The organism is Hyphomicrobium sp., assembly GCF_036262015.1.
Lineage (GTDB): Bacteria > Pseudomonadota > Alphaproteobacteria > Rhizobiales > Hyphomicrobiaceae > Hyphomicrobium_C.
Genome location: NZ_DATAJR010000008.1, coordinates 132674 through 145780, shown reverse-complemented (window position 1 = coordinate 145780; position 13107 = coordinate 132674). Strand labels below are relative to the sequence as shown.

Annotated in this window: 11 protein-coding genes; 8 read left to right on the top strand and 3 right to left on the bottom strand. The window is 63.4% G+C overall.

What is annotated here, in order from left to right:
* Positions 1 to 120 precede the first annotated feature (120 nt).
* Both VHO05_RS09400 and VHO05_RS09395 read right to left on the bottom strand, forming a co-directional pair.
* Positions 121 to 3417 (bottom strand): hypothetical protein, encoded by a 3297-nt coding sequence (locus tag VHO05_RS09400; RefSeq protein ID WP_329646327.1) that lies wholly within the window; start codon positions 3415 to 3417, stop codon positions 121 to 123.
* A 223-nt stretch (positions 3418 to 3640) separates the two neighbouring features.
* Positions 3641 to 4801, bottom strand: a complete 1161-nt coding sequence (locus tag VHO05_RS09395) for a thiolase family protein (protein ID WP_329646326.1) — start codon at positions 4799 to 4801, stop codon at positions 3641 to 3643.
* Between the two features lie 321 nt (positions 4802 to 5122).
* Between VHO05_RS09395 and VHO05_RS09390 the strand changes: the two genes are divergently transcribed.
* From VHO05_RS09390 to ispG, 4 genes are all read left to right on the top strand, one after another.
* Positions 5123 to 5569, top strand: coding sequence for a Fur family transcriptional regulator (locus tag VHO05_RS09390; RefSeq protein WP_329646325.1), 447 nt, complete (start codon positions 5123 to 5125; stop codon positions 5567 to 5569).
* A 12-nt stretch (positions 5570 to 5581) separates the two neighbouring features.
* On the top strand, positions 5582 to 6478 hold the full coding sequence (locus VHO05_RS09385; RefSeq protein ID WP_329646324.1) for a metal ABC transporter ATP-binding protein: 897 nt from the start codon (positions 5582 to 5584) through the stop codon (positions 6476 to 6478).
* Entirely contained in the window at positions 6475 to 7278 is an 804-nt protein-coding gene (locus tag VHO05_RS09380; protein WP_329646323.1) for a metal ABC transporter permease, read from the top strand. The genes VHO05_RS09385 and VHO05_RS09380 overlap by 4 nt, the downstream gene beginning before the upstream one ends.
* A 231-nt stretch (positions 7279 to 7509) precedes the next feature.
* Positions 7510 to 8766, top strand: a complete 1257-nt coding sequence (ispG, locus tag VHO05_RS09375) for a flavodoxin-dependent (E)-4-hydroxy-3-methylbut-2-enyl-diphosphate synthase (protein WP_329646322.1) — start codon at positions 7510 to 7512, stop codon at positions 8764 to 8766.
* 6 nt (positions 8767 to 8772) lie between these two features.
* On the opposite strand, the gene VHO05_RS09370 is transcribed toward ispG, so the two are convergent.
* Positions 8773 to 9693 carry a farnesyl diphosphate synthase gene (locus VHO05_RS09370; protein WP_329646321.1) on the bottom strand — a complete coding sequence of 307 codons (921 nt, stop codon included), beginning with the start codon at positions 9691 to 9693 and terminating at the stop codon, positions 8773 to 8775.
* Between the two features lie 57 nt (positions 9694 to 9750).
* Between VHO05_RS09370 and mtgA the strand changes: the two genes are divergently transcribed.
* The 4 genes from mtgA to VHO05_RS09350 all read left to right on the top strand — a co-directional run bounded on the left by mtgA (position 9751) and on the right by VHO05_RS09350 (position 13101).
* A complete protein-coding gene (mtgA, locus tag VHO05_RS09365; protein ID WP_329646320.1) occupies positions 9751 to 11205 on the top strand; it encodes a monofunctional biosynthetic peptidoglycan transglycosylase in 1455 nt (484 codons plus the stop codon).
* A gap of 310 nt (positions 11206 to 11515) precedes the next feature.
* Positions 11516 to 11701 (top strand): 50S ribosomal protein L32, encoded by a 186-nt coding sequence (rpmF, locus tag VHO05_RS09360; protein ID WP_329646319.1) that lies wholly within the window; start codon positions 11516 to 11518, stop codon positions 11699 to 11701.
* 128 nt (positions 11702 to 11829) lie between these two features.
* Positions 11830 to 12276, top strand: coding sequence for a hypothetical protein (locus VHO05_RS09355; protein WP_329646318.1), 447 nt, complete (start codon positions 11830 to 11832; stop codon positions 12274 to 12276).
* 21 nt (positions 12277 to 12297) lie between these two features.
* Positions 12298 to 13101 (top strand): EAL domain-containing protein, encoded by an 804-nt coding sequence (locus tag VHO05_RS09350; protein WP_329646317.1) that lies wholly within the window; start codon positions 12298 to 12300, stop codon positions 13099 to 13101.
* The last annotated feature ends 6 nt before the right edge of the window (positions 13102 to 13107 follow it).

Below are 13107 nucleotides of genomic sequence, written 5' to 3'. Positions count from 1 at the left end.
AGCAGGCGGAATAGAGCGGAACCGATGGCCGAACAGCGCAGCGCTGATGGCGGAAAAAAGAAAAGCCCGCGTGAGGCAAAGCCGCCACGCAGGCTTCCATCGTTCGGAGTTGGAGAGCCGTCAGTTCAGCGTGCGCTTTGCATCCGCACGTGCAATGTCCTGCGGAGGGACGCGGCCCAACTGGTGGAACAGAACTTCGAGGCGCATCCAGTCCTTGTCGGTGCGGCGCTCGTTCTGACCAAGCTCCTGCAGGATGCGCTGTGCGGTCGCGAGCAAAGCCTGATCGTCACTCCGCAACATGCCCGATCCGTTGTCCGGCTCGAGCTGCTCGACCAGGGACTGCAACCCACGCTCATAGGGGCCGCGGGGCAGCAGGCTCACGATGATCCAATTCTGTTCGATGTCCTCGGACGCACTGTTGAGCACCTGACGTTTCCAGCCATCGTTGGGCTGCAGCGCGTTTTCCTCACGCGCGAGGGCATTGTCGAGAATGCCACGCACCTGCTCGTCGCGACCGGCCAGCTCCTGCTCGAGCCCGCGATTGCTGCCGCGGAGAACCAGAAGGGCTTCCGCAGCGGCAGCCGCCGCGGAGTAGGCCGTGCCTTCCAGATCCAGAAACGCATCGGCGTTGACGCCAAGCGGTTCGATGAGTGCTGCGACGGCTCGCGCCCGCTCCTCGTCCTCGGACGGCTTCGGGTGCTTCTGCTCCCGCGTGTGGTCCGCGAGCGCCGGCCGCTGCTGAGTGAGCGACCCGCCGAAGCTCTCCTTGCTGCCGCCAAGCTGGCGCGGCGACCGATCGTCGAGGCGCGCAACGCGCGCGTCGCGGCCGACCTCACGGGCACGGATGCGCGCCAGCGTCTTGTAGAGATCCTTGTGAACGAAATAGCTCTCGGTGTTCTTGATCCGCTGTACGCGCGCGAACGTTGCGCCGGTATTCAGCACATTGAGCATGACCGGACGGATATCCTCGTCGATGTCCTCAAGCGCAACCTGAGACGTAAACCCGCGATCATCGTCCATCGGCACCAGCTCGCCGAGTACGGCCTCCGAGTTGGCACCCACCTCCGGACGCAGCGCGACAACAAGCTGATCTTCCATCTGGTCCATCATCATGCCGGCCTCGGCCTGATCCTTGTTGGTCTCCAGCTCGCGCTTGATCACCGTATTGAGAAATTCCAACAATTCCGAGCGCACGAGGTAGTGCCCGGGATTATCGCCCCGCCGTACTGCGCCGATTATCGCTCCCGCGTTCAGCACATCGCGCACCTGCACCGCCGTTTCAGGATCGAGTTCGTAGAGCTTCACTTCATTCGAATAGCCCTCGACGTTCTCGATGGGGTGCATGGCTTGACACACAAGACGAGCCTTGCGGAACGTATCAGGCAGCAGCGCCGTCTCGATCATCGCGTTCAGCTCTTGCGAGTTGCGGGCCTTCATGCTCGGCACATCCGACAGCGGCGAGCGCACGGCGTTGGCGCCGAACAGGCCTGTCATGAAGATCAGGCTGTCGATGCCGATGGCGATCGCCAGCGCCAGATAGGCGAGCCGGTTTCCGTCCTGGAACGCATTGAGCGAGACGACGAAGTTGTGGGCCTTGTCGTCGCGATTGAGATCGATCGCGGACAGGCGCTCGCCCATCGCATTGGAATCGACGCTCGGCAAGCCCGAATCCCGCAGGCACTTGCGCCCGAAACCGAGAAGCGGGTCGACGCCGCCCGTGGTCGGCACCTTGTCGCCACCCGCGCAGTTCGCTTCGAACGCCTTCAGGCCAGTGTTGAGCGCGAAGATCGCGGCCGCGGCTTCGACCGCCTGCTTGGGATCGCAGTCGATATTCCGCACGCGCTCCTTCGTGGCATCAGTGCTGATCATTGCATCATAGAGCTGCGTGCAATACTGATGCAGCGCGCCGAGCCGTTCGGCATCGGGTTGCTGACGGAAATCCGCGCGTGCTTTCTCAAACGCTGCCCGCACGCGTGCCGGATCGGTCTTCTGACCTTCCTGCCCGAGCTGAGAGGTTTCGGCCGCCGTGATGCGCTGCTCGGCCGTGACAGCCTCGCCCTTGAGCTTCGCCAATTCGCCATCTACGCCTGCAAGCTCGCGCTCGATCTGCGCAATTCGCGTGTCGACGGCATCCAGACGCTTCTGCGTATCGCGAACGCGTTCCTCGCCGATCTTGTAGTAGTCCTTGAGCTTGCCCATCTCGGCCATTCGCTCGCGATAGATGGGCCCCTTGCCGGCCTTGAGCGTTCCTTCGACGCCCTTGTCCTCCGCCATGGCTTCGACGCGCTTGGCGTCGATTTCCTTGGCCCGGTTGTCGAGCTCGGTTTTCTTGCCGGAGAGATCGGCGGCCAAACCGGGCCGGTCTGCCTTGAGGCGAGACAGCTCGTCGGTCAACGTTGTCTTCTTGCTGGCAAGCCCCGCCTGCCCGCTCGTCGCCGTGGCGATGCGTTCCTGCTGTTCCGCAATGGCCGAGCGATGCGCTTCCATCTGGCGCGTGAAATGCGCCTCGATCGCGGCTTCTGCGCCCTCGGACGCCTTGGAGAGATTGGCGAGTTGAGTTTCGTAGGCGTGCCAGCCGTCGCTCTGGAACAGCTTCTCGGCCTCCGACATGCGGCGGGTCGAAATCGTCTCGCCGATATCGGCAACCACGCCCGCAACCTGATTCTTGGTGCGGATCTCGGCCGCGCGCTCACGTTGATCCTTCGGGAAAATGACGTTGAAGCGGCTGTCGAACGAGAAGAACACGCTTGTTGCCATGCACGCGAGGAACATCACCCACAGCATGGCATTCTTGGCGATGATTCGAACCCCCTGCGCATAGGGCTGAACGATGTCGCTCTTCGAAAACATCATGATGGCGGAAACGGCGAGGAGAACCGCGCCGGCTGCCGCGAAGCTGTAGAGCAATTGATCGTTCGAAACGCCGGCGTGGATGATCGCAACGACCAGCGCGGCCAGCAGCAGCCCGCCGCCGAGAACCGACAAAGCAACCATGGGGGCGCTGACACTGCGCCCGCTCTTGCCGCGCACCTGGTTCATACCGGTGGCGAAGCTCTCACCGATCAGCCACGCCACGATCAGCATGACGCCGTGAATGCCGAACGTGAACATCGCCGAGAGCGCGGACTCGCCCGTGAAGTTCCGCATACCGTCCCAGGTGGTCCAGGCCCCCGCGAGCGAGAGCACGAGTGCCGAACCGCCGATCAACGCCAGGCGCCAGTTCGTCAGCATCGTTTGTTCTATGGCAGCCCAAAGCTTTGGCAGCAGCCGGACCAACACGCTGGCTACGGCCAACACGGCGAGACCAACCATGATCCACTTGGCGGCCTGCGGAAGCGACAATCCCTCGGAAATATTCGGAAGTGCTGGAAGTGATTGAACGACACCGTCTGCCGTTGCCTTGACGTCCCAGCCCATGATCCCAAGCCCTCCAACGCTCAGCGTGAGCGTGGGCGGCGCGACGTGCTCCGCCCCTTATGCACAATTCCTGCTATTCCCAGGCTTCATCACGGCGTTTGTACGGCGAGTGAAGCACATGAAGGCGATTTAATGTCGTGTTGCGCGGCACATGATCGCGAACTCATTTCGCGACAATGACGGCGAGAGCCGATTAGATCCGTCGCTGACGTATACAAATGGGCTAGCGCACCGCTTCGAACAAGGCCGCAAGGCCAAGCCCGCCGATTGCGCCAAGCGTTGCAACGCCGTAGCGGCCTTTTGCGTCCGGCGTACGCACGAGCGCTGAAAACAAACGCACGACAAGCACCGCACCCGACGCACCGAGCGGATGACCGCGCGCGATGGCGCCACCATCGGGATTGATCTTCGCCGGATCGATGTCCAAAAGCTCAGCCAGCGCAATCTCTTGTGCTGCAGAACTTTCACTGAGCTCGAACACGCCGATCTCATCGCGCTTGAACCCGTTGAGCCGGCCGTAGAGCTTGCGCACCGCTTCGATCGGCGCTTCGCCATCTTTCTCCGGCGCAACACCGAGCGATGCCGCCGACACCAGCCGCAGTGCCGGCGGCTTCCCACGCGCCTTCCAAACCTTCTCGCTGACGACGACAACAAACGCCGCGCCGTCGTGCAGGCTGCTTGTGTTGCCCGGCGTCAAGGTTCCATCAGGCGGCGCGAACGGCACCATGTCCTCGAGATCGTCGAGGTCCGGTTCCACCGCGCTCTGGTCTCGCGCTTCGTCGGCGTTGGCACGGATCGGCACGATCTCACCAACGAACCGGCGCGCCGACCGCGCCGCCTCGGCCTTGAGGTGCGAGCGCATGGCGATCGCGTCCTGCCGTGCGCGGCTGATCTTGAGACGACGCGGCAGAAGCTCGGACGCCTCGAATTGCGCCGGATCGTCGGCCGTGTCCACACCTGCTGGCTCAACACGCATAAAGTGCGGAATTTGATAGAGGCTCCTGGGCTTCGCAATGCGCCACGGCGCCGTCGAGATTGAATCTGCCCCGCCCGCCACCACGACGTCAGCGTCGCCTGCGGAAACGGCCCGGATTGCCGCAATGATGGCATCGAGGCCGGACGCGCACTGCCGGTCGATCGAGTAGGACGCGGCATTTTCCGGCAGCCCTGCAGCGAGCGAAATCAGACGAGCCGGGTTCCCCCCTTCGGAGGCATTGCCGACGATCAGTTCGTCGACCTCCGCCGGGCTGACGCCGGCGTCAGCGAGGGCAGCCAAAACGACCGGCGCGGAAAGCTCGGCGATACGCCGGTTGCGATGCAGCCCGCCGATGCGGCCGAGTGCCGTGCGTCGGGCAGCGATGATGTAGGAGGTGGAGAAAGTCATAGCCTCAAAAGCGGGTGGTTATGCGAAAGAGTACTCGCCCTACCCCCTTCGGGCTCGAAGGCCGGCCAGTAACACCAGAAAAATGGCAAAATGCGGGTGCCAAAATACTGGCGCAATACACGCCGGACCTGGAAATCCGGCCTCCCTTTACACATTTGATCACAATCAATTCAGCGAGCGGGAAAGCCTCCCGTGCGATTCCTCTAGGCAGCGGAATACGTCATGATATTCTGTTGCGAAATGAAGCCAAAATTATAGGCCGCCATGTCTGACGTAGCACGAGTGACGTTCCCCCCGCCTGACAAGAACAATGGGAAGCGCTTGGCCAAGGCCGTCGAGCGCGCCAGCGAAGAGTTCGCCGCCAAGAACCTGCGTTTCACCAAGCTGCGCCAGATGGTCTACGAGGAGATCGCGGCCACCTACGCTTCGATCGGCGCTTACGAAATCCTGGCCCGCCTCGCCGACAAGGGCACCCGCGTGGCCCCCATCTCGATCTACCGCGCCATCGATGCGTTGCTTGAAGCGGGCGTTATCCACCGCCTCGAAAGCAAGAACGCCTTCTTCGCCTGCCGGCGGATGGACCACCGCACCGGCCGCCGCCCGCTGTTTCTCTCGTGCGAGAAGTGCGGCGCCGTGGGCGAAGTCGACGGCCAGCACATCTTCGACCTGATCGGCGAGGCCGCGAATGGCGCGAAGTTCGTGCCCCGTGTAAAGTTCGTCGAGGTTCAGGGCCTCTGTCCCCGTTGCGCGGCGGACGAGAAAGAATAAGGCGCATCTCGCATGACTGAGCGTTCCGGGAGTGTCGGCGCTTCTCCGGAGGCGGCGCAGGGCGCGTATCTCCATGCCCATGACCATACCGGTGCCTGCTGCGGCGGGCATGGCCCAGCGACCGCGCGCGCACCGGATCCGAAAGCCCTCATCAGCGCGCGCGGCCTCAAGATCGTCCGGTCGGGCCGCACGATCCTCTCCGATATCGACCTCGACATTCACCCGCGTGAGATCCTGACGCTGATCGGACCCAACGGCGCCGGTAAGACGACGCTGGTCCGCACGCTGCTGGGCCTTGAGCGCCCGGACAGCGGCACCGTCACCCGCCGCCCCGGCCTTAAGATCGGTTACGTTCCCCAGCGCTTCGACATCGACCGCGCGCTCCCGATGACGGTCGAGCGCTTCCTGATGCTGGGCGACGGAGCCCGAAAGAACCGTATCAAGAGCGTGCTTGAGGAGGTCGGCGCGGCCCGCGTCGCCAATCAACAGCTCGCCGAGCTGTCCGGCGGCGAGTTGCAGCGCGTCGTGCTCGCCCGCGCGCTCCTCAATGATCCACAGCTCCTCGTGCTCGACGAGCCGGTGCGCGGCGTCGACTACGTCGGCGAAGCTGAGCTTTACGCCTTGATCGGCCGCCTGCGTGACAGCCGAGGTCTCGGCGTCATCCTCATTTCACACGACCTGCACGTCGTCATGGCCCAGAGCAATCGCGTGATCTGCCTCAACCGCCACGTCTGCTGCTCGGGCGTGCCGGAGACGGTGGCGCAGCATCCGGAGTACATGCGCCTCTTTGGACCCGAGCAGGCCCGCAACTTCGCCGTCTACCAGCATCACCACGATCACCGGCACAATCTCGCCGGCGAGCCGGCGCCGGTGCCCGCCAAGTCCCCGCCCGCTGGAGGCGGCTCGTGATCGATCTCGAACCGTTTCTCCTGCGCGCGCTGGCCGCCTCCCTCGCGCTCGCCATCGTGGCCGCGCCCTTGGGCTCGCTCGTCATCTGGAACCGCATGTCGTACTTCGGCGAGACGGTCTCCCAGGCGAGCCTCATCGGCATCGCGCTCGGTCTCTTTCTCGGCATCGACATCACGGCGCCCGTCATCCTCGTGACGCTGGTCATCGCGGGCCTTCTCATTCTGCTGTCACGCCAGAAGATCGTGCCGCTCGATGCCATCCTCGGCCTCATGCATCACGGCGCCCTCGCGCTCGGCGTCATTCTCACGCTCGGCCTGCGCGGCCCGGCCGTCGACCTCATGGGTTATCTCTTTGGCGACATCTACGCGGTGACCGCAACCGACCTCTACTGGATCTATGGCGGCGGCGCGTTGGTGCTGGTCGTTCTGGCTTGGCTCTGGCAGCCGATGCTGCGCATCGCCGTTCACGAGGAATTGGCATCCGCCGAGGGCGTCAACCGCGATGCCGTGAAGGCGATCTTCATCGTGCTGCTGTCGCTGACCATCGCCATCGCCATCAAGATCGTCGGCGCACTGCTCGTGATCGCCTTCCTGATCGTTCCTGCCGTTGCCGCTCGGCCCCTCTCGGCGACGCCCGAGCGCATGGCGATCCTGGCCGCCGCCATTGCCGCCGTGAGCGTCCTCCTCGGCATCGCCCTGTCCCTCAACTATGATGTCCCCGGCGGTCCGGCCATCGTCCTGTTCATGGCGGTGATTGCAGGGCTGTCGGTCACTCAGGCTGCGGTCGGACGCCGCTCCTGAAGCCGCCCTGCTTGTGTGATGATCGAGAAATTCGCCTTATTTGGCCGCCAGGTATCGAGCGAATTTCTCGATCTGAATAACACTAGCAAATCCTATGCTTGCTAGTGTCCCTTTGATTCCGAAGTTCGCTCGGTGCCTCGCAGCGAACTCTGGCGAACTTCGGAATCGGGACACTGGCCCAATGGTCCAACCTCGACTAAATGATTGGCGAAGCCGCCGGATGATGACCCAATGACGGACGCCTCAGATACCCAGATCTCTCCCCGCCGCTGGTCCGTGCCGGTCGACGTGGGCGGCGTGATCGTCGGCGGCTCGGCACCTGTCGTCGTCCAGTCGATGACCAACACCGACACCGCCGACATCGCCGCCACCGTCGCGCAAGTAGCCGCCCTCGCCCGCACCGGCAGCGAGCTGGTGCGCATCACCGTCGATCGCGACGAAGCGGCCAAGGCCGTCCCGCATATCCGCGATCAGCTTCTGAAACGCGGCGTACGCGTGCCCCTCGTTGGCGACTTCCACTACATCGGCCACAAACTGCTCGCCGAGAATCCCGCGTGCGCCGAAGCGCTCGACAAATATCGCATCAACCCCGGCAACGTCGGCTTCAAGGACAAGAAGGACCGCCAGTTCGCCGACATCATCGAAATCGCGCTGAAGCACGACAAGCCCGTGCGCATCGGCGTGAACTGGGGCTCTCTCGATCAGGAGCTGCTGACGCGACTGATGGACGAGAACGCGACTGCCGCGAAGCCCAAGTCCGCGCGCCAGGTCATGCACGAGGCCATCGTGCAGTCCGCGCTGCTCTCGGCCGAGCTCGCCGAAAAGATCGGCATGGGCTCCGACAAGATCATCCTCTCGGCCAAGGTGTCGGCCGTTCAGGATCTGATCGCCGTCTACCGCATGCTCGCCGAGCGCTGCCGCTACGCGCTCCACCTCGGTCTCACCGAAGCCGGCATGGGTTCGAAGGGCATCGTTGCCTCGACGGCCGCGCTCGGCATCGTGCTGCAGGAAGGCATCGGCGATACCATCCGAATTTCTCTCACGCCCGAGCCTGGCGGCGATCGCACGCTCGAGGTGAAGGTCGGACAGGAAATCCTGCAAACGATGGGGCTCAGGACATTCGTGCCCGTCGTCGCCGCTTGCCCCGGCTGCGGACGCACGACATCGACCGTGTTCCAGGAGCTCGCGCGCGACGTGGAGGACATGATCCGCGACCGCATGCCGGACTGGAAGATGCGCTATCCGGGCGTCGAGACACTGAGCTTCGCCGTCATGGGCTGCATCGTCAATGGCCCCGGTGAATCGAAACACGCCGACATCGGCATCTCACTGCCGGGCACCGGCGAAAGCCCGGCCGCACCCGTCTTCATCGACGGCAAGAAGGCGATGACGCTGCGCGGCCCCACCATCGCCGCCGATTTCAAGGCCATCGTCGAGGACTACATCGAGCGCCGCTTCGGCGCCGGTGCCAAGCGCGAAGCTGTATAGATTGAGCTAGCGATCCCGCCGCACGACAAACCGCGCCGCGTCCGCAAGCACCGCACCCCGTGCGCCAAACGGAGCCAGCGCATCCAACGCCGCCTGCTCGGCGCGTTTCAGTTCGGCACGCGCCTCCTCGAGACCCATCAGCGAGACGAGCGTGGCCTTTCCGGCCGCTGCATCTTTACTCACCGCCTTGCCGACAGTCGCTGCATCGCCCTCGGCATCCAACAGATCGTCAGCAATTTGAAACGCGCGTCCCAGCGCCAAGCCATACGTACGCAATGCGGCCCTCTCTTCGGCCGAACCACGGCCGAGGATGACTCCAGCCTCGCAGGCAAATCGGATCAGCGCCCCGGTCTTGAGACTCTGCAAATGCAGGATCTCCGCCGCTGAAAGCACGCGCCCTCCATTGAGTCGCTCCGCATCGAGGTCGAGGGCCTGACCGCCGACCATGCCCGCAGATCCTGCCGCTTTGGCCAGCCCGGCAATCAGCTCGACACGAACATCAGGTTGCTCATGCACGCTCGGCGAAGAGAGAATCTCGAACGCCAGCGTCAGCAACGCGTCGCCGGCCAGGATCGCCGTCCATTCATCGAACGCTTTCCAGACGGTTGGCTGTCCGCGCCGGGTTTGGTCGTTATCCATAGCGGGCAGATCGTCGTGAACGAGCGAATAGCAGTGGACGCATTCCAGAGCGGCCGCTGTATCCAACGCGTCTCGCTCGGAAAGTCCGAAAAGGGCCGCACTCTCCACCACAAGGAAAGGCCGGAACCTTTTTCCGCCCCCAAGCGTCGCATGACGAATGGCACCGAGAAGCCGCGGAGGGACTTCGTTGTCACGGCATTCAGACTGCTCGGATTTCCGTCCGACGAGCAGCCCCAAGCGAGCTTCTGTTAGCCCTGCGATCCGATCAAGCCTTTGCGCGAACGTCATAGACGAAGTACCTAGGATGTCTGAGGGAAACGATGAGTGGCGCGGGATATAGCATCCGTGGCGGATAAGGACACCCGTGACGATTTGGAGTTGCGCGGCGAACCGCTGCCGCTGCCCGACGGGCCCCGCTCCGAAGGAGGCCCCGCCACTGCACCTCCGGACGCAGAAATCGCAGAAGAGTCCGCCGCCGCACTCGAGTCACCGGATCACCCCTCCGCCAAGACCATAGAAGCTCCGGATGGAGAGACCTGCGCGACGTTAACGGTACCGGCCGAAACCGGCGAAACGTGGCATGCGGCGATTGCTGACGCGCTGTCACCGCCCTCCGGTGAACTCCATCCAGATGAAGCTGCAGCGCCGTCCGCTCCGGAACCCGTTGCCAAACTACCGGATCACGGACAGGCCGGGACAGCGCCGACACCTTCGGACGTCCAGCCGATCACCGAAGAGCCGGCACATTTGCCTGAGGCTCCATCCACGGCGGAAAGTGCTCCGGCAGCGCAAGCCGAGCCGCCATCGTTCACCGATGCCGCGCAGGATCTGTTTCGCCCTTCGGCAGGCGGGGGCCCAGAAGATCCGCACCTCATCACCATTGGCCGCCGGCTTGACCCATCGCTTCGCGTTCCGCGTCCGACGCCACCGGTCATCGCGCCGCGATATGAGCCGGACCCGGAACTCGCACCTCCCACTTGGAAAACGGGGTCTTGGACCGATCGCCTTCGCATCGTGGCGCGTTACGCCGCCTATGCAGCGGGTGGCTATCTGGCGTTGGTTCTCGTGCTGATTCTGCTGTTCCGCTTCATTAATCCGCCCGGGTCGATGCTGATGCTGACCAAGCTCCTCACCGGAAACGCGGTCCATCGCACGTGGGCACCCATCGAATCCATCTCGCCCGCGCTGATCCGGGCCGTCGTCGTGTCGGAAGACGACCGCTTTTGCGAGCACAGCGGCATTGACACAGCGGCCATGAAGGAAGCCATCGAACGTGCGTCCCGGGGAACGCCGCGCGGAGCAAGCACGATTTCGATGCAGGTGACCAAGAACCTGTTCCTGTGGAATGCCAAAAGCTACATCCGCAAGATCATCGAGATTCCGCTGACCCTCGTCATGGAAGTGGTCTGGCCGAAGCAGCGCATCCTCGAGGTCTATCTCAACATTGCCGAATGGGGACCGGGCATCTTCGGTGCCGAGGCGGCAGCACGGCACCATTTCCGCAAGTCCGCAGCCCAACTGAATGACCGCGAAGCCGCCCTCCTCGCCGCCGTGCTGCCGAACCCGGTCGCCCGTGACGCGGGCTCTCCGGGCCCGGGAACGTCGGCCAAGGCCCGCGTGATCCAGTCTCGCGTCAGGGCCTACGGCGCCGTAGCATCCTGCGTAGTGTCGTCTTCGGCCCCGCCGCCAGCCCCTGCTGTCGCCAAACCGACCCAGCGCAAGACGCCGCTCCGGACACCCCAAAAGAAAAAGCCCAAGGCCGACGACTGGGCACCGACCCTCAATTTCGGCCCTCAATAAGGGCCACGATCCAAGAGATTGGTCCCAAATGGGCCCGCACCCCGTGTTAACATCGTTTTCCGCCGCCGGAGGGCGCGACCCCGAAGCCGGAAAATGATCTGGCGCCCATCGGGGTTTGTGGGTATAAGGCCGCGATCTTTGGTTTTGGAGCCTGCGGCGCCCGATCGAGCGGTTGGACGTCGCGGTTTGTTTTGGCGCTACCGGTTACGAGCCGCCGAAACATTCCGCAAGACGGCATCCGCCAATTCGCATTCTGCAAGAACCCAAGCGGCGCCCGTCCAAGGCGCGCCATCTGACCGGAGTTTAACCCATGGCTGTTCCTAGGAAAAAGACCTCGCCCATGAAGAAGGGCCAGCGTCAATCCCACGATGCGCTCTCTGCGCCGACCTACGTCGAGGACAAGGAGAGCGGCGAGCGCCGCCGTCCGCACCACATCGATCTCAAGACCGGCAAGTATCGCGGTCGCCAGATCCTTCCGGCGAAGTCCGACGCCTGATCATCGGCACAATAGGTTTCAATGAAACGGCGGCATCCCTCGCGGGAGCCGCCGTTTTTCGTAAGGTCCATCGAAATCTCCCGGAGGATAGGGTACAAGGCTGGCGTCTTGGCCTCTAGGAGGGAAACATGTCGCTGAGAGCTATCCCGCTAACGTTCCTCGTTTTCGTTCTCTACAACGTCATCGTTCTTTTCTCCGGGTCTCCGGCGGCCGAGACGACCGACGGCGCAGCCGCCGCGCGCGAACTTCTCGGCACCGAGCTGTTCAGCCTTCCGATGATCAGCGGCGCGCGCTGGACCTTCACCTGGGGCGACCTGATCCTCATTGCTTCGCTCATCGTCCTGTTCATCGAGATCCTGAAGGCCACGTACACGTCGACGTCGTCGCTGGTCGATCATGGCCTCTCGATGCTGGTCTTCATCGCCGCACTGGTCGAGTTCATCGTCGTCCCGCAGGCCGCAACCTCGGTCTTCTTCCTTCTGCTGGTCGCCTTCTTGATCGATGTGATCGCCGGTTTCACGATCGGTATTCGCGTCGCCAAGCGCGACATTGGCTTCGGCAGCAGCGACCAGTAGAGTGTTACCAACAGACGGTCTTTGACGGGCGGCCAGATCGCCCATCATCACGATATGGCTCGCGAGAACAACGCAGACGGAGAGAACGCTTCAAGCGCGGTGATCGCCGCGCTTGAAGAAGATCGTCTATCGCTTGTCTTGCAGCCGATCGTAGACGCCGTGAGCGGAGCGACCGCCTTCTACGAAGGTCTGCTCCGCTTGCGGCGCAACGACGGATCGCTCGTTTCCGCTGGCGACCTGATCCTGCAGGCGGAAAAGCTCGGACTGGCTTCTCTCCTCGACAGGCGCTCGCTCGAGCTCGCGGGCACCCTCCTCACGCGGCATCCCAAGCTCCGCATGTCGCTCAACGCATCGAGCCTGACTGCGCACGACGACAACTGGATCGCAGCGTTGCGCAAGCTGACCGCTGACACACCCGGGCTCGCCGACCGCCTCACCGTGGAAATCACCGAAACGGCGATGATCCATGATTTCGAGCGCGTCGCCGCCTTCGTCGATGCGATACGCGCGCTTGGATGCAAGGCAGCTATCGATGATTTCGGCGCCGGCTATACGTCGTTTCGACACCTGAAGACGCTGAAGATCGACATGCTGAAGATCGATGGCGCCTTCATCACGGACTTGCCGAACGATCACCAGAGCCGCGTCATCGCCAAGACGATGCTGGAGATGGCACGCGCATTGGGCCTAGAGACGGTGGCCGAGTGGGTGGGCGACGAAGAGGCCGCGGTGTTCCTTCGCAAGGCTGGAGCGAACTACCTGCAAGGCTATCTCTACGGCGAACCAGCGCTCGCCGAAGAACACGAACGCAAAGGGCGTCTCTGAACGACG